General features: G+C 71.1%; 15 protein-coding genes. 4 read left to right on the forward strand and 11 right to left on the reverse strand.

Annotated features, from left to right (window positions below; all coding sequences use genetic code 11):
• Positions 1 to 10 precede the first annotated feature (10 nt).
• Positions 11 to 544 (forward strand): GNAT family N-acetyltransferase, encoded by a 534-nt coding sequence (locus Apa02nite_RS10760; RefSeq protein ID WP_203824912.1) that lies wholly within the window; start codon positions 11 to 13, stop codon positions 542 to 544.
• Here Apa02nite_RS10760 and kduD read toward each other — a convergent pair.
• The 8 genes from kduD to Apa02nite_RS10800 all read right to left on the reverse strand — a co-directional run bounded on the left by kduD (position 541) and on the right by Apa02nite_RS10800 (position 9,221).
• On the reverse strand, positions 541 to 1,296 hold the full coding sequence (gene kduD / locus Apa02nite_RS10765) for a 2-dehydro-3-deoxy-D-gluconate 5-dehydrogenase KduD (RefSeq protein WP_203824913.1): 756 nt from the start codon (positions 1,294 to 1,296) through the stop codon (positions 541 to 543). The genes Apa02nite_RS10760 and kduD overlap by 4 nt on opposite strands.
• Positions 1,296 to 2,120 (reverse strand): 5-deoxy-glucuronate isomerase, encoded by an 825-nt coding sequence (iolB, locus tag Apa02nite_RS10770; RefSeq protein ID WP_203824914.1) that lies wholly within the window; start codon positions 2,118 to 2,120, stop codon positions 1,296 to 1,298. Before iolB ends, kduD begins: the two co-directional genes overlap by 1 nt.
• A gap of 10 nt (positions 2,121 to 2,130) precedes the next feature.
• Positions 2,131 to 3,213 (reverse strand): glycoside hydrolase family 88 protein, encoded by a 1,083-nt coding sequence (locus Apa02nite_RS10775; RefSeq protein ID WP_203824915.1) that lies wholly within the window; start codon positions 3,211 to 3,213, stop codon positions 2,131 to 2,133.
• 99 nt (positions 3,214 to 3,312) lie between these two features.
• A complete protein-coding gene (locus Apa02nite_RS10780; protein WP_203824916.1) occupies positions 3,313 to 4,029 on the reverse strand; it encodes a YesL family protein in 717 nt (238 codons plus the stop codon).
• Positions 4,026 to 4,910, reverse strand: coding sequence for a carbohydrate ABC transporter permease (locus tag Apa02nite_RS10785; RefSeq protein WP_203824917.1), 885 nt, complete (start codon positions 4,908 to 4,910; stop codon positions 4,026 to 4,028). Before Apa02nite_RS10785 ends, Apa02nite_RS10780 begins: the two co-directional genes overlap by 4 nt.
• Positions 4,910 to 5,797 carry a carbohydrate ABC transporter permease gene (locus Apa02nite_RS10790; RefSeq protein ID WP_067699782.1) on the reverse strand — a complete coding sequence of 296 codons (888 nt, stop codon included), beginning with the start codon at positions 5,795 to 5,797 and terminating at the stop codon, positions 4,910 to 4,912. Before Apa02nite_RS10790 ends, Apa02nite_RS10785 begins: the two co-directional genes overlap by 1 nt.
• A gap of 56 nt (positions 5,798 to 5,853) precedes the next feature.
• Positions 5,854 to 7,152 (reverse strand): ABC transporter substrate-binding protein, encoded by a 1,299-nt coding sequence (locus Apa02nite_RS10795; RefSeq protein ID WP_067699787.1) that lies wholly within the window; start codon positions 7,150 to 7,152, stop codon positions 5,854 to 5,856.
• Positions 7,149 to 9,221, reverse strand: a complete 2,073-nt coding sequence (locus Apa02nite_RS10800) for a DUF2264 domain-containing protein (protein WP_239164238.1) — start codon at positions 9,219 to 9,221, stop codon at positions 7,149 to 7,151. Before Apa02nite_RS10800 ends, Apa02nite_RS10795 begins: the two co-directional genes overlap by 4 nt.
• A 234-nt stretch (positions 9,222 to 9,455) precedes the next feature.
• Here Apa02nite_RS10800 and Apa02nite_RS10805 point away from each other — a divergent pair, with 234 nt between their 5' ends.
• The 3 genes from Apa02nite_RS10805 to Apa02nite_RS10815 all read left to right on the forward strand — a co-directional run bounded on the left by Apa02nite_RS10805 (position 9,456) and on the right by Apa02nite_RS10815 (position 13,001).
• Entirely contained in the window at positions 9,456 to 11,477 is a 2,022-nt protein-coding gene (locus Apa02nite_RS10805) for a heparinase II/III domain-containing protein (protein ID WP_203824919.1), read from the forward strand.
• Positions 11,474 to 12,562: a substrate-binding domain-containing protein gene (locus Apa02nite_RS10810; RefSeq protein ID WP_239164239.1), complete on the forward strand. Its 1,089-nt coding sequence runs from the start codon at positions 11,474 to 11,476 to the stop codon at positions 12,560 to 12,562. Before Apa02nite_RS10805 ends, Apa02nite_RS10810 begins: the two co-directional genes overlap by 4 nt.
• Before the next feature lie 106 nt (positions 12,563 to 12,668).
• A complete protein-coding gene (locus Apa02nite_RS10815) occupies positions 12,669 to 13,001 on the forward strand; it encodes an STAS domain-containing protein (RefSeq protein WP_203824920.1) in 333 nt (110 codons plus the stop codon).
• Between the two features lie 15 nt (positions 13,002 to 13,016).
• Here Apa02nite_RS10815 and Apa02nite_RS10820 read toward each other — a convergent pair whose 3' ends face one another.
• The 3 genes from Apa02nite_RS10820 to Apa02nite_RS10830 are packed head-to-tail and all read right to left on the reverse strand — an operon-like array spanning position 13,017 to position 16,564.
• A complete protein-coding gene (locus Apa02nite_RS10820; protein ID WP_203824921.1) occupies positions 13,017 to 13,763 on the reverse strand; it encodes a sulfite exporter TauE/SafE family protein in 747 nt (248 codons plus the stop codon).
• Positions 13,764 to 13,799: 36 nt separating this feature from the next.
• The gene (locus Apa02nite_RS10825) at positions 13,800 to 15,134 is read right to left on the reverse strand and encodes an RICIN domain-containing protein (protein WP_203824922.1); all 1,335 of its coding nucleotides are present in this window, start codon (positions 15,132 to 15,134) and stop codon (positions 13,800 to 13,802) included.
• Positions 15,131 to 16,564 carry an RICIN domain-containing protein gene (locus Apa02nite_RS10830; protein WP_203824923.1) on the reverse strand — a complete coding sequence of 478 codons (1,434 nt, stop codon included), beginning with the start codon at positions 16,562 to 16,564 and terminating at the stop codon, positions 15,131 to 15,133. The genes Apa02nite_RS10825 and Apa02nite_RS10830 overlap by 4 nt, the downstream gene beginning before the upstream one ends.
• Positions 16,565 to 16,616: the final 52 nt, after the last annotated feature.

Consider the following 16,616-nt stretch of genomic DNA (forward strand, 5'->3'; position numbering starts at 1 on the left):
GCTGGCCGCCATGGACGTGCCAGAAATGATCAACGCCGGGGAACTCGTGCTCAAGCGCTGGGAGCCGGCCTGGGCCGTCGAGCTGGCCGACGCGGTCGGCGAGTCCCTCCCCGAGTTCCAGCCCTTCCTGCCCTGGGCCGTCGACGGCTACGGCCTGGACCAGAGCCGCGCCTTCATCGAGATGTCGGTGGACAGCTGGGACGCCGGCACCGAGTTCAACTACGCGGTCTTCACCACGATCGGCGAGCTGATCGGCTCGATCGGCCTGATGACCCGGCTGGGCCCGGGCACCCTGGAGATCGGCTACTGGATCCGCACGCCGTTCGCCGGGCGCGGCCACATGACCGCGGCGGTCACCGTGCTGACCCGAGTGGCGCTCACCCTGGACGGCGTCGAGCGGGTCGTCGTCCGGTTCGACGAGGCCAACAAGGCGTCCGCCGCGGTCGCCGCGAAGGCCGGGTTCACCGAGGTGGACCGGTCCCGCCGGGAGCCGGCCGCCCCCGGCGAGACCGAGATCCTGGTGACCACGGAGCGCCGCTCCTAGCGAGCCAGCCAGCCGCCGTCCACCGGGATCACCGCGCCGTGCACGTAGCGGGCGGCGTCCGAGGCGAGCCACACCGCCGTACCGATGAGATCTTCTGGTTCGCCCCAGCGGCCCGCCGGAATCCGGTCCAGGATCGCGGCGCTGCGGTCCGGATCGGCGCGCAGCGCCGCGGTGTTGTCGGTGGCGATGTACCCGGGCGCGATCGCGTTGACGTTGACCCCGGCCGGCGCCCACTCGTTGGCCAGGGCCTTCGTCAGCCCGACCACGCCGTGCTTGGCCGCCGCGTAGGCCGGTACCCGGATCCCGCCCTGGAACGACAGCAGCGACGCCACGTTGATGATCGAGCCGCGGCCCTGGGCGAGCATCACCCGGCCGGCCGCCCGGCACAGCTGGAAGACCGCGTCCAGGTCGACCCGGAGCACCTCGGCCCAGTCCTGGTCGGTGACGTCGGCGGCGTCCGCGCGCCGGATCAGACCGGCGTTGTTGACCAGGACGTCGCAGCGGCCCAGCGCGCCGGTCACCTGCTCGACCACCGCGGTCGCGTCGAACGCCGCGAGGTCGGCCGGCACCCACAGCGACGTCCGCCCGGCCCGTTCGATCAGCGCGAGGGTCTCCTCCGGCGCGGAGCGGGACAGCACCGCGACGTCCGCGCCGGCCTCGGCGAGCGCCACCGCGAACGCCCGGCCCAGTCCCCGGTTCCCGCCGGTGACCAGCGCGACCCGCCCGTCCAGGCGGAACGCGTCCAGGATCATCAGTGGCCCAGGTCGCGCAGCATCGGCACCGCCTTGCCGACCCACGTCAGGTCCACGTCCTCCAGCGCGCCCTGGGTCCGCTGCGTGCCGGCCAGGAACCACAGGTAGTAAGTGACGTAGCCGGGCGCGCTGACCACGGTGTGGTAACCCTCCGGCATCATGTGCACGCCGTGGTCGCGGACCGTGAAGTTCTCCTCGTACCCCTCGTCGGTGTACATCCGGCAGATCCCGAAACCGTCGCTGGGCTGCACCTTGAAGTAGTACATCTCCTCGTGCGCCGCCTCGGCCGGCAGGTTGTCGACCTTGTGACGGTGCGGCGGGTAGGTGCTCCAGTTCCCGCTCGGCGTGAACGTCTCCCCGACGATCAGCCGCCGCGCGGGCAGGTCCGGCTGGGCGATCTCGGTCAGGATCTGGTGGTACGTGCGCCCGAAGTTCGCCGCGCCCCAGCGCCCGGCCGCGACCCGCTCCGGCCCGATCACGTACGGCTCGGCGGCCAGGTCGGACGGCGCGCTGGGCAGGGCGATCTCCACCGGACCGAGCGCCTCGACGGTCACCGCGACACCGGCCGGGATGTAGACCGAGTGCGGTTTGCCGGAGAACACGTTCGCCCGCCCGCCCACCTCGGGGAACTTCGCCGCCCCGACGGTGAACGTGGCCGTGCCGCTGAGGATCACCGCGAGGATCTCCCGGTCGCCGGACTCCCCCGACCAGGACTCCCCCGCGTTCAGCTTGAGCAGGGTGAAGTCGAGCAGCTTGCACGGGTTGAAGGGCAGCTCGTTGCGCCCCGGCGACGCCGGGATGTAGCAGTGGTACTTGTAGTCCATCGGATGCTCCTTACCAGGGGTGGATCCAGTCGGGACGGGTGACGCGGGTGAGGGCTTCCAGGTAGAAGTAGTCGCCCCAGAGAGTGCCCTCGTCGACGCCGACGCCCTTGGGCTTGTCGTAGACGCCGTGCCGCAGCAGCGCGCTGCCGGCGCTCGCATAACCGCCGATCAGCGAGCCGAGGATGCGCTCGGCGAGCGCCGGTTCGCCGAGTTCGAGCAGGCCGCAGACCGCGATGGCGGCCGCGGACGAGTCCCGTTCGACACCGGTCAGCGCCAGGTCCCAGAACGGGACGCCGTCGGCCGGCAGGTGTGCCAGCAGGTAGTCCGCGCAACGCCGGGCCGCGGCCAGGAACGACGGGTCGCCGGTGTGCCGGTGGTTCAGCACGAAGCCGTAGACGCCCCAGGCCTGCCCGCGCGCCCAGCACGAGTCGTCGGCGTGGCCCTGCTCGGTCTCGCCGCGCAGCGGTTCGCCGGTCGCCGGATCCCAGTAGAACGTGTGATACGTGCTTCCGTCCGGCCGCAGAATGTGGTCTCTGAGCTGCGTCGCGTGCCGTGCGGCCACCGACGCGTAGCGCGAATCGCCGGTAACTTGTGTGGCCCAGAACAGCAGCGGCGTGTTCATCAGGCTGTCGATGATGGTCCGGCCGCGCTGCGCCGGATCGCGCAGGTCACCCCAGGCCTGGATGATCCCGGCCGGCTCCAGGACGCGAGACATCAGGTGGTCGGCCGCCGCCAGCGCGGCGCGCTTCGCTTCCGGATTTCCGGTACGACGGTACGCCGTCACACACGACAGCGTGTAGAGGAAACCGAGGTCGTGGGTGTCCACATCGGCCCGGTCGTCGATCCGCGCGGCGAAGCTGCCGACGTGCCCGCTCGCCGCCGCCAGATACCCGTCGTCCCCGGTCAGGTCGTAGGCCAGCCAGAGCTGACCGGGCCAGAAGCTGGTGGTCCAGCCCTCGTTCGCGGGGCGCAGCCGGTACCGGTCGTGCACGGTGGTGTCGCCGGGATACCGGTCGCCGAACTCGGCCAGGTTCGCGTCGATGATGGACAGTGCCGCGGTCACCGCGGCGGCGGTCACGTCGATCGCCGTCATGAGGTCCTCTCGGTCAAGATGTCAGCTGGCCCTCAGGGGTGCCTCGAGGTGTGTGAGACACCCCCGAGCACCAGCCGGTGCCGGGATGCCGGCTGGTCGTCAGGGGTGTCTCGAAGGGTCCGAGGCACCCCTGAGGGCCAGCCGGTGCCGGGATGCCGGCTGGCTTCCGGGGGTGCCTCCGGGGGTGCGAGGCACCCCCGAGGACCAGCCGGTGAGGGTGAAGCGGCAGTTCGCCCAGACCGCGTAGAGCAGCGGGGTCGCCGCGAGGCTCAGCGCAAGCACCGGCTTCGCCGCGAACAGGGCCTCGAACAGGGCGAGCACCCCGAGCGACGGCAGCGTCAGGTACCAGCGGCGGACGCCCAGGAACAGACTCGCCCGCAGCACGTCGCGCAGCCGGGCGGCCGGGTGGTCGGCCAGCGCGGCCAGGCCCAGCAGGGTGGTCGCCACCACCAGCACGATCAGCACCACGAGCACCGGGATCACCGCCGCGCCGGCCGGGTGTCCCCAGGCCGCCCGGATGTCCACCGCGAGCACCACCACCGCGGCGGTGGCCAGCGCGCCGAGCTGGGTCGCCCGCCGGAACGACGCGAGCCAGGCCCGGCCGAACGTGCGGACCACCGGGCCGGGGTGGGCGGCGAAGACCGCGAACGCGGCGCAGAGCCCGGGTGCGACGAGCGGGGCGGCCAGGATCGCCAGGAGGCCGGGACCGAACATCGCCGCGAGCACCGGCAGGGCCGAGACGGCGAGCAGCAGGTTGGTGGCCAGCGCCAGGTAGGCCAGGTCGAAGACGGCGCCGAGACGGTCCAGCCGGCTCATCCCTTCAACCCCGTGGTCGCGATGCCCTCGACGAAGTACCGCTGGCCGACCAGGAAGATCACCGCGATCGGCAGCACCGAGAGCACCGACCCGGTCATGATCAGGGCGTACTCGGCGCTGTACTGGCTGATGAACGTGCGCAGGCCGAGCTGGATCGTCCAGAGGTCGTTGCTGCGCAGGTAGAGCAGCGGGCCGAGGAAGTCGTTCCACGTGTTCACCAGGGTGAGCAGCGCCAGGCTGGCCAGCGCCGGGGTGGAGAGCGGGAGCATGATCCGGCGGTAGATGCCGTACTCGCTCATGCCGTCGATCCGGGCCGCGTCGACCAGCTCGTCCGGGACCGACTCGTAGAACTGCTTCATCAGGAAGACCCCGAGCGCGCCGAACGCCTGGATCGCGATGATCGACCACAGGGTGTCCGACAGGTGCCACTTCGAGAGCAGCACGAACTGCGGGATCATGTACGACTGCCACGGCACCGCGAGCGTCCCCACGTACGCCAGGAACAGCACGTCCCGCCCGGGGAACCGGATCTTGGCGAAGCCGTACGCGGCGAAGCTGCCGGTGAGCACCTGCAACAGGGTGACCACCACCGAGAGCAGCACGGTGTTGCCGAGCCAGGTGGTCATGTCCGAGCGGGTCCAGATGTCCACGTAGTTGTGCCATTCGGCGCTCGACGGCAACCACGTCACCGGCAGCGTGAAGACCTCGTTGTTCGTCTTCAGCGACGAGACGACCATCCAGTAGAACGGCAGCAGCACGGCCGCCGACGCGACGATCAGCGCCAGGTAGCCGAGGATCCGACCGGCCCGGGCCCCACGCCGGGCCGGCCGGGGCGCCGCCGGCGGGAGCAGGACGGGAGCGGGGTTCAGCAGCGTGCTCATCACGCCTCCCTTCGCCGGTTCACCAGGAACTGCACGACGGTGACCAGGAAACAGATACCGAAGAGCACCACCGACACCGCCGAGGCGTAGCCGAACTGGTTCTCCTCGAAGCCCTTGCGGTAGATGTACTGGGCCAGCACCAGGGTGGACTGGCCGGGCCCGCCGTTCGTCATCACCAGGATCAGGTCGAAAACCTTGAAGCTGTTGATGGTCAGCATCACGATCACGAAGAACGTGGTGGGCCGCAGGCAGGGCAGGGTGACCGCGCGCAGCCGCTGCCACGCGTTCGCGCCGTCGACCCGGGCCGCCTCGTAGAGCTCGCCGGGCACGGTCTGCAGGCCGGCCAGGAAGATCAGCATGAAGTAGCCCATCTCCCGCCACGTGCCGACCACGATCACCGCGGGCATCGACCAGTCCGCCGAGGTGGTCCAGCCCGGCGGGTTGTCCACGCCGACCGCGCGCAGCACCGCGTTGATCGGGCCGTACCCGGGGCTGAACAGCATGTTCCAGACCTGGGCGACGGCCACGATCGAGGTGATGTAGGGGAAGAACGCGACCGTACGGAAGAACGCCACCCCGCGCAGCCGCTTGTTCAGCAGCAGCGCCAGCCCGAGCGCCGCCAGCAGGGTCAGCGGGATGTGGAAGACCGTGTAGTAGAGGGTGTTGCCCAGCGCGGTCCGGAAACTGGCGTCCCGCACCATCTGCTGGAAGTTGTCCAGCCCGGTCCACTCGGACCCGCCGAACATGTCCCAGCTGGTGAACGCGTAGTAGAAGAGCAGCACCACCGGAACCATGGTGAGCAGCGCGAAACCGATGAAGTTGGGCAGCAGGAAGCTCCACCCCAGCAGCGTGTTCCTGCGCCGGCGGGCGGCCGGAATCGTGGTCATGGTTACTCCTGGAGGTGCGGCGGGCCCGGCGCGGACGGAGCGCCGGGCCCGCACGGTCACTTGTTCAGGACCTCGTTCTTGGCCCGGTCCTGCGCCTCGGCGATCGCGGCGTCGATGTCCTTGCTCCCGGAGAGCACCGCGGTGTGCAGGTCGTTGAGGATGTTCTGCAGCGGCGCGGTGTACTTCCCGACCGGGTTCTCCGGCTTGGTGTCGTGCTTGGTGAAGGCGAACTTGGCGACGGCGTCGGTGGGCACACCCTTGACCGCGAAGATCGTGTCGGCGGCCGCGTCGGTGTTGGCCGGGGTGATCCCGATCGCGGCGAGCGCCTTCGCGGCGTCCGGGCCCGCGGCGTACGAAAGGAATGCCTTGGCCGCGTCGATCTCCCCCTTGTCGATCTTGGGGTTGATCCCGAGACCGGTCGGGTCGGCGAACGTGACCGGGGTGGCCGCGGTGCCGGTGGTCGACTTGTCCGCCTGCGGCGCCGGCGCGATGCCCCACTCGAACGTGTCGGCGTCGCCGCTCTTCTGCTGGCTGAGCAGGGTCGCGATGTACCAGGTGCCCATGGTCATCATGGCCGCCTGCTGCTTGCCGAACTGCGCCTGGTAGGTCAGGTTGTTGGTGGTCGCGTCGCCGAGCCCGACCTGCGCGCCGGCCTTCTGCAGGTCCAGGGCGCGGGTGTAATACGGCTTGAGGTACCCGAAGTTGCCGCTCGCCAGGTCGGCGCCGGGCGTCTGTGCCAGCGCGAAGCCCTGCAGCGTGGACTGCCAGACGTGCTCGTAGATGCCGAGCGCCTTGGAGCCGGCCGTCTTCAGCCCGGTGGTCAGCTGCTTGCCGGCCGCCGCGTAGTCGTCCCAGGTCCACGACCCGTCGGGGTACTTCACCTTCGCCTGGTCGAAGAGCGCCTTGTTGTAGTAGATGACCCAGGAATCACCCCGGTAGGGCACCGCAAAAGTCTTGCCGTCGACCTGGTAGGACGACAGCCCGTTCGCCGACTTCAGACCGGCGGCCACGTCCGACACGTCGAGCAGTTGCTTGCCGCTCTGGTACGTGTAGAAGTTCTTCAAGGTCTTCTGCACGTAGATGTCCGGCGCCTTGCCGGCGGCCAGGTCGGCGATCATCTGGGTGTCGTAGTTCTTCGGGTCGTACTCCTTGAGTTCGACCGTGACGTCCGGGTTCTTCTGGTGGAACCCGTCGGCGAGCAGCTTGAACTCGGGTGTGGTCGCCAGACTCCAGCCGGCCAGGGTGAGTGTGGTCTTGCCGTCCGCGCCGGCGCCGTCGTCGCCGGACGAGCACCCGGTGAGCGCGAGTGAGAGCACCGTGGCGGCACCGAGGACGGCGGTTATCGAGCGGTTCATCCCTTCTCCTTCAGGTCGAGGTGATGCCGGGTGGTGACACCGTCCGGCCAGGTCACTGTCACGTTCTCGCCGGGGCCGAGGCCGGCCCGGCAGTGCGGTCCCACCACCGGTGCGGCGGTGAGCGCGAGGAGGGTGGCGGTCCAGACCCCGGCGCGCACCGGATGGTCGGCCCACGGCACCCGCACCGGCCCGCCGAGCGGCCCGGCGTCGTCGTGCACGGTGAATCCCGCTTCGCTCCCGCCGCCGAATCCCGGTTCACTTCCGGCTTCCGGGCCGGGCCTACGGCCAGGTTCGCGGCCATGGCCGAATCCCGGTTCACTTCCGGCTTCCGGGCCGGACCTGCGGCCAGGTTCGCGGCCAGTGCCGAAGCCGGGTTTACTTCCGAGGGGCGGGATTGCGGCTAAGTAGGAGGTCAGGCCGTTGCCGGTGGCGGTCACGGTGGCGGCGATGACCGCTGCTTCGCCGCGGCCCGCGACCGGCCAGCCACCGACGCGCAGGCGGAGCGTGTCCGGGTCGCCGGCGAGGTCGTCGACCCGCGCGAGGCGTAGCTCGAACGGGCCGCGGACCAGCGAGAAGACCGTGAGGGTCGCGGCCCGCTCGGCCGTTCCGGACCGTCCGGATCCGTGGTCCGGGCCGCTGTCATCGGCACGGATCCAGTGCACCGGACCGCGCGAACCAGCCAACCCTTCCTGTACGACCAGAGTGCGCATGCCGGCCCGGTGCGTGGTGTTCCCGGCCCGGTCGATCAGGGTGACCGACTGGTCCACCGGCGCGATCCAGCCCGACTCGTCGAGCACCGGCGCGGTCGCCGTGGAATAGCCGAGCCGGGCGTAGAGCGGGGAGTCCGCGCCCGGCTGCCCCTCGTACGCATGGTCTGTCCCGTGGTTGACGACCCGCACGATGCCGTCGGCCCCGGTCCCGCTGATCAGCCACCCGGGTGCGGTGACCGCCCGCGACACGTCCCCGCGCTCGATCGGCAGCGGCTCCCCCGGCGCGGTCCACACCGGATGGTCGGCCGGCAGCGCGATCCCGAGCAGCCCCTTGCTGGCCCAGTACGGCGACCCGGGCCCGGAGTACGACTGCGCCAGCCGCCGCCACGGCCCGTGCCAGCCCAGGCTCAGCAGTCCGTCGGCGTCCGGCGCCCCGCGCTCGGCGAAGTGCTGCACGATCCGCGTCGCGGCGTGCCGGAGCTGGCCGGGCGGCGCCGACGGCACCCCGGCGATCGCGCCGGCCCAGAACGGGGCGGCCGCCGCGAACCGGTAGATCAGGCTGCGCCCCTGCAGCAGCGGCGACCCGTCCCCGCCGACCAGCGCCAGTGCGTCCTGCAGATACCGGTCGAGGTCGTCGGTGTAGCGCTGCCGGCGCGGCGCGGCGAGATCCTCGGCGCCGGCCATCCGCGCCCAGAGGGTCGGATAGAGGTGCAGCGCCCAGCCGGTGTAGTGGTCGTACGCCCGCCGCGACCCGTCGGACAGCCACCCGCCGGCCCGCCGGAACGAGTCGTGCGTGGCCAGGTCGGCCTCGACCTCGCCGGCCGACCACGGCCCGCCGACCGACCGCAGGAACGTCTGCACGACCAGCCGGAACCAGACCCAGTTGATCTGCGGGTACGTGTCGTCGCCGACGGCCGGCGCGAGATAGTCGACGACCTGCTCCTGCACCCGCTCGCCGAGCCGGTCCCACAGCCAGGGCCGGGTCATGTCCAGGATCAGGGCGATGCTGGCCGCCTCGACCTTGGCCTGGCCGTGCTCGGTGAGCCGGACCCAGCGCTCCGGCGAGGCCGGGTCGACGCCGGCGGCCAGGCCGGTGGCGTACCAGTCGATCAGCTCGTCGAGACCGGCGCCGCGCGCTCCGGCGATCCGGAACCCGGCGGTCAGGAACGTCCGGGCGAAACCCTCGAGGCCGTCGACGTCACGGCCGTAGCCGCCCTCGGCGCCGGGCGGGACGATCCGGGCGTGGCCCGGGGACCCGTGGCGGCGGGCGGCGGCGAGCAGCCGGTCGGCCAGGTTCAGCCAGTCGTCTCGGGACCAGTCCTGGTCCGTTCTGGTCAGTGTTCTCAGGTCCTCAGGCACGCGGCACTCTCCGAACGGGAGCGGACGGCTCGGTTTCGAGGACGTTAAACGCTCACAATCGAGCATGTCAATGTCTTGAACGGACTGTTGCAGTCAGAAGTGATCGTGCGTTCTCCACCTGGAGTTTCCCTCGACAACCGTCCAGAGTGGCGGTTTCGGAGGCGCTCCGGCAGCCATCCATGAACACCGAAGTGATCTGTTACGATCACGATCGATCAGGTCGGGACGGGGGACATGAGCAGCACCTCGGAACACCGCAACGGCCCGCTCCCGGCAGCCGGCCCGGCTGCGGCCGGCGGCCCGGTCGCCGCGGCCTGGGCCGGTCTCGGGCCCGCCGCCCTGCTGCCGCCCGGCCGCTGCCTGCCGGTGCCACCGGCCACCGACCGGGCCACCTGGGATCCCGCCGCGCTCGACCCGGTCACCCTCGGCGGGCTGCGCGACCGCGCCGCCGCCGAGCTCGGGACACCCTGGCCGGTGCCGCTCGCGAGCGGCTTCGCCAGGTACTTCCGGGACGGCGACCGGGACACGTACGAGCAGGTGATCTGGGCCCGGCGGGACCGGGTCAGCCGCGCCGCGGTGCTCGCCGCGGTCACCCTCGAACCGCGCTGGCTGGACGAGGTGGTCGACGGCGTCGTGCTGTGGTGCGAGCAGAGCACCTGGTGCTGGCCCGCGCACGACGACACGTTCACGCGCCACGGGTCGGTGCTGCCGGAGGTGACTACGCCGTACCTCGATCTCGGGGCCGGCGAGGTGGCCGCCCAGCTCGCCTGGATCGACCATCTGCTGGGCGCGCAGCTCGACGAGCGGGCGCCCGGGGTGCGTTCGCGGATCCGCTACGAGGTGGAGCGGCGGGTGCTCCGCCCGTTCCGCGAGCGCCGGGACTGGCACTGGCTGGGACTCGACGGCGACGTGCACAACTGGAACCCGTGGATCCACGGAAACCTGCTGGTCGCGGTCCTCGGTCTGGTCACCGACGCGTCGTCGCGGACGGCGCTGACGCGCCTGACGATCGAAGGCCTGGATCGGTACGTGCTGGCGCTCCCACCCGACGGCGCGATCGACGAGGGCTACGCGTACTGGTGGAACGGCGCGGGACGGCTGCTCGAGGCGCTCGACCTGCTCGACTACGCCTCGGGCGGGGCGCTGGGCGGCGCACCGGTCACGGCGTCGCTGCGCGAGACGGTCGCCTTCCCGCACCGGATGCACCTGGGCGGACCGTGGTACCTGAGCCTGGCGGACAGCCCGGCCCGCCCGTCGAGCGAGCAGCCGTGGCGTGCCCTGCATCGGGAGGCCCGGAGGGTGGACGACCCGGCAGCGCTCGCCCACGCGGCAGCCCAGCGGCGGCCAGGCTCACCGGTCGCGCAGGAGAGCGACGGCCTCGGGCGGTTGCTGTCCGCCCTGACCGACCCGTCCTGGGCGGCGGCCGCCACCTCCCCGGCTCCCGCCCCCGCAACGCCCGCCCCCGCAACGCCCGCCCTCACGGCGCCGGCCCCCGCCGCTCCGACCGCTGCGGCGGAGCCCTGGCTGGCGCGGGACGTGTGGTGGCCGTCGACCGAGGTGCTGGTGGCGCGGATGGCGACGGGCAGCTCGGCCGGGCTCACCCTCGCCGTCAAGGGTGGGCACAACGGGGAGCACCACAACCACAACGACGTGGGCAGCGTCGTGGTGGCGCTGCACGGGGTGCCGGTGCTGATCGATCCGGGGCGGCCGACGTACACGGCGGCGACGTTCGGGGCCGGGCGGTATGACGTGTGGGCGATGCAGAGCTCGTGGCACAACGTTCCGGAGATCCGGGGCGTGGCGCAGGCCGCCGGCCGGGAGCACGCCGCCCGGGGTGTGACGACGAGCAGCTCCGACGCGTACACACAGATGTTTTTGGATCTTGCGGACGCCTATCCGGCGGCCGGCGTGCGGACCTGGCACCGGATCGCCCGCCTTGATCGCGCCGCAGGCGTGGTGACCGTAAGAGATCAGTGGGAGCTCGCGCCGGCGGGCCGCGCGCCGACCCGGATCCACCTGGTCCTGGCCGGCGCGGTCCGGACCGGCGCCGGATACGCCGAGGTGACCGCCCTGGACGGCGCGGGTGTGCTGCGGCTGGCCTGGAGCCCACCGGTACCGTCCGCGACAACCGTGCGCGAGCCGGACGACCCCCTGCTCAGCAGCGTGTGGGGCGATCATGTGACTCGGCTGGAGATCGACGTGAGCGGGCTCGGACCGATCGGTACGCTCGACCTGACCGTGAAGGAGCAGCGGTGAACACATCGGACAAACGGGGTCCCCTGCCGGACACCCGGCGGGCCCGGCTGCTCGAGGCGCTGCAGCGGGACGGCGTGCTACGGATCTCCGACCTGACCGAGACGCTCGGTGCCGCGGCCGTGACGATCCGCCGGGACATCGCCCAGCTGGCCGCGGAGGGCCTGGTCCGGCGGGTGCACGGCGGGGTGACGCTGCCGTCGGCGGACGATCCGCCGTCGGCGTCCGAGCCGCAGGTCACCTCGCTCGGGATGCTGGTGCCGTCGCTGGACTACTACTACCCGGCGGTGGCGCGTGGCGCCGAGGAGGCGGCCCGCGAGCTGGACATGCGGATCGTGCTGCGCGGCTCGTCCTACGAGACCGAAGATGATCGGCCGCAGCTGGCCCGGCTCGTCGATCAGGGCGTGGACGCGCTGATCGTCGCGCCCCGGATGGACGTGCCGACCGCCGGCCGCACCGTCGACTGGCTGGCCGGCACCGGGCTGCCGGTGGTGCTGCTGGAACGCACCGCGGCGACCGGCCCGTTCCACGACGCCCTGGAGTCGGTGGTCACCGATCACGCGCTGGGCGCCGCCATGGCCGTCCGGCACCTGGCCGGCCTGGGCCACCGCAAGATCGGCGTGGTCCTGGCGGTGGGCAGCCCGACCCGCCCGCACGTCCGCCGCGGCTGGCTCGAGGCCACCACCGAGTGCGGCCTGGACGTGACCGCGACCGTCGACGCCCAGATCCCGAACGCGGCCAGCCCGTCACTGACCGCCGCCCTGGACGAGGTCCTCGACCGCTGCCTGGCCACCGGCACGACGGCCTTGCTGGTCCACGCCGACCCGGAGGCGATAGCCCTGGTCCAGCGCTGCGAGGAACGCCGCCTGGCAGTCCCCGGCCAGCTCTCGGTGGTCGCCTACGACGACGAGGTGGCCGGCCTGTTCAGCCCGGCGCTGACCGCGGTCCGCCCGCCGCGCCGCTCCATCGGCCGAGCCGCCGTCCGCCTGGTCGCCGACCGCTTGACCGACCCTGATCGCCCCGCCCACCGGGTGGTGATCAGTCCCTCCTTGCACCTGCGAGCCTCCACCGCCGCCCCACCCCGCTGAAATCCCCCCACCGTGAGGAGTTCCGGGCCCGGCGCGCAGCCGGACGGCTGACATGCGGGTCTCGGTCAGGAGTAGCGGTTGAAGATGGTGGGTAGGGTGAGCCGCCATGAGCACTGAAGCGATCGTGACCTACCGGACCAGCGACGAAGGCTATACGTTGCACGCGGCCCTGCTGATCGCGGAGCTGGACGTCGACGCCGCCGACGAGCTCCGGGAAAGCCTGGAGAAGGCGGTCACGGCGTCGGAGTGCCGGCAGCTCAGCCTGGACCTGGCCGAGGTGACGTTCATCGACTCCTACGCCCTCGGCGCCCTGGTCGGCGCCCGCAACAGCGCCGCCGCGGCCGGGCTGACCATGGTGCTGACCCGGCCGTCGCCGCCGGTCCGGCAGGCCATCGAGGTCACCGGCCTGGCCGACGTCTTCGGCCTCGACCCGGTCTGACCCACCCCGGCTTGCTCAGCGGAGGGCTTTCCACCAGAGGTAGGTGGCCAGGCCGATCGCGGCCACGGCGATGACCACCTGCAAGGGCCGTTCCGGGCTCCTCCGGACCACCGCCGGGCCGAGCCAGCTGCCGGCCAGGCAACCGATGGCGAGCAGGGCGGCCGCGTCCCAGTGCACCGGGCCGATCAGGGCGTACAGGATCGCGGCGGCCAGGTTGGCGGCGCCCAGGACGATCGTCTTGACCGCGTTCGTGATGGCCAGGGCCTCGGTCGTGGCGACCGCCATCGCGGCGAGCAGCAGCACCCCGGCCGCCGCCCCGAAGTAGCCGCCGTAGATGCCGATCAGGAGGATCGCCAGGTTCAGCGGCGGGCGACGGCCCGGGCGGGTGTACCAGTCGCGCAGCGGTTCGCGGAACAGCAGAGCGAGTGCGCCGAGCACGATCAGGAACGGGACGATCAGCTCGAAGGCCGACGTGGGCGTACCCATCAGCAGCAGGCCCCCGGCGATGCCGCCGGCCGCGCAGACCACCCCGGCCCGGACCATCCGGCGGCCCTGGCCGCGCAGTTCGCGGCGTGCCCCGCCGGCGGTGCCGGCCGGTGCGGCCAGCAGCGCGACGGTGTTGGTCATGCTCGCGGCCACCGGTGGCAGCCCGGCCGCCAGCAGCACCGGATAGCTGACCAGCGAGGCGAGTCCGGCGATCGAGCCGGTCAGCCCGGACCCGACACCTCCGGCCAGCAGCAGGGCGGCGCGTTCAAGGTCCACGTCGGCCCAGCGTACGGATACGCCGGGCCGACTCGGTCAGGAGCGGGACCACAGTTGAGTGGTAGCGGTACCGCAGGTCAGCTGTTGGAGGTCGACCGCGTCGGACGCCAGCGCCAGGCACTTGCCCGAGTGGCGCGCCTTGAGCTGGTAGTAGCCGCTGCTCGCGACCCACGACCACTGCTGGTTGGCGCCGGTCCCGCACGCGTACTGGATGATGTTGGCGCCGTCCGCCGTCGACGACGACGCCACGTCCAGGCACTTGCCGCTGTTGCGGTTGATCACGTGGACCCAGCCGCCACCGGTGGAACGGAAGTCCCACTGCTGGTTGGTGCCGGTGTTCGCGGCGTACGTCTTGACCTCGGCGTTGTCCGCCGTCGAGGAGTTCCAGACGTCGATCACCTTGCCCGAGCTGCGGTTGGTGACCTGGTAGTACGGCACCGCACTGCCGGTGACCGTGCCGGCCGCCGCGTCCACGGTGATCGTCGGTGACCAGCTGAGCGTCATCGAGGTGCTGCTCGGGAAGCTGATCGGCAGCCAGACGTACTCGGAGCTGTTGACCGGGCCGCCCCACGCGCCGGCCCAGCGGTCACCCAGGTACAGGAAGCTGTTGCCGAGCTGCAGCACGTACGCCGGCTGGGAGTTGTAGGTGGTCGCGTCGCCCACGTTGGTCCAGCCGGTCCACGGCCCCGCGATGCTGGACGCGGTGGCGTATTTCGACTGGTTGGGGTTCCAGCCGGACGTGCCGGAGGTCAGCATGAAGTACGTGCTGCCCCGCTTGAACAGGGCCGGCGCCTCCCGGGACGCGTCGTTCCAGAAGTTGCCGACCACCGACTCGACGTTCAGGTAGTCCGACGTGAGCCGGTAGATCATCAAGTCCCGGTTCTCGTCGGCCGCCGAGATCATGTAGGCCGTCGAGCCCTCCTGGTAGAGCGTGATGTCCCGGGACATGTAGCTACCCAGGGGACGGAAGCTCCCCGCGTACGCATAAGTGCCGTCGACCGTGTCGGAAACCGCGACCGCAGCGCGGGCCTCGGCATAATCGGTCCCGTTCTCCTTGTGCATCCACATCACGTACTTGCCGGTGGCCGCGTTGTAGACCACCTTGGGCCGCTCGATCTTGGCGGAGGCCAGCTCGGCCGCGGACGAGCGGGTGAGCACGTTGTTGCGGAACTCCCAGGTGAGCAGATCGGTCGACCGGTAGACGCTGACGGCGTAGAACGTGTCGTCCGCGCTCCGGTTCTCGCCGAACCAGTAGTAGTAGGAACCGACCTTGATCACGCCGCCGCCATGGGCGTGCACCCCGCCGAACTGGGTCCCGTTCGTCACGGTGACCGGGGTGAACAGCATCAGGAGCGCCATGAGGATCTTCATGCCGCGCTCCGCGTCCACTGCTGGTTGGTGCCGCCGTTGCAGGTGTACTGGCTGATGTCGGCGCCGTCGGCGGTGCCCGCGGCGACCACGTCCAGGCACTTGCCGCTGTGCCGCGCGACGAGCGTCCAGTAGCTGCCGGTGGCGACCCACGACCACTGCTGGTTGGTGCCGGTCCCGCAGGTGTACTGGACCACGTTCGCGCCGTCCGCGGTCGACGCCGACGCGACGTCCAGGCACTTGCCGCTGAACTGGTTGACCACCCGGACGTAACCGCTGCCGACGTCCTCGAACGCCCACTTCTGGTTGGCGCCGCCGTTCCAGGTGTACTGCTTGACCTCGGCGCTCTCCGCGATCGACGAGCCGACCACGTCCATCACCTTGCCGCTGTTGCGGTTGGTGACCCGGTAGTGCGCCAGCAGCGCGTTCCCGCCGCCGTCCAGGCCCCACGAGTAGCGCAGCTGGTCGCGCCCGGAGGCGTTGGTGGTGGTCAGGGTCAGCGCCGTGCCGCTGCCGCCGATCTCCTGCAGCCGGTACGGGTCGGCGATCCGGATGCCCGGCCAGTAGACCGTGCCGAGCCCCTCGGCGCGCGCCTCGGCGGCGACACCGCGCAGGAACGGTACGAACTTGTCGCTCGACGACACCGCGTTGTAGTTGCGCCCGTCGGTCATCGTGGCGCCGAACTCGGTGATCAGCACCCGGCTCGCGTAGCTGCCCACGCTGGTGCGCAGCGCCTCGCGCCAGGAGTCCTCGGTGACCCGGGCGGCGTCGAAGAACTGGTAGATGTGCCGGGAGATCAGCGTGCCGTCGAACCGGGTGTCGCTGCCGATCGTGGTGAGCCGCTGGTTGTACCCGGCCCCGCTGATGATCACACGGGCGCGCGGGACGCTCGCGTAGTTCGTGAGCCACTGGGCGGCGAGGTTCTTCCAGTCGGTGTCGCTGTAGCCGTACGGCTCGTTGAACGGCTCGAAGTAGACGTTGGCGTTCGACGCGTACTTCGTCACGATGGTCTGCCACATCGACCAGAACTGGGTGCTGTTGTCGACCAGGCCGTCCCGGGAGCTGTTCGCCTCCCAGTAGCTGAGGATGACCTTGCCCTTGCTCGCGGCGGTGTCGATGGCGCCGACGTACGACGCCCAGTACGACCCGGACACCGTCGGGTAGTTGACCGGCATCCGTACCGTGTTCGCGCCCAGGTTGTTCTGGAAGCCGGTGATGATGGCGTTCGCCTTGGCCTGCGTGGTGGCGTAACTGTCCGACGTGCTCAGACCGCCCAGGACGAGGGTGTCGTCGACGAAGTTGTCCCGCTGGTCGGCCCAGTTCACCCCGCGGAAGCCATTGGTCGCGGCGGTGGCCGGGGAGGAGGACGCGACGAGCGCGCCGGAGAGGAAGAGCAGGACCGCGCCGAGCGCGGTGGGGATTCTTGCTCGCATGACACATTCGTAATACCCGCGACACATGGGCACCACGATGCGAACCCAGGTG

Origin of the sequence: Actinoplanes palleronii (genome assembly GCF_016862315.1) — a bacterium.
Lineage (GTDB): Bacteria > Actinomycetota > Actinomycetes > Mycobacteriales > Micromonosporaceae > Actinoplanes > Actinoplanes palleronii.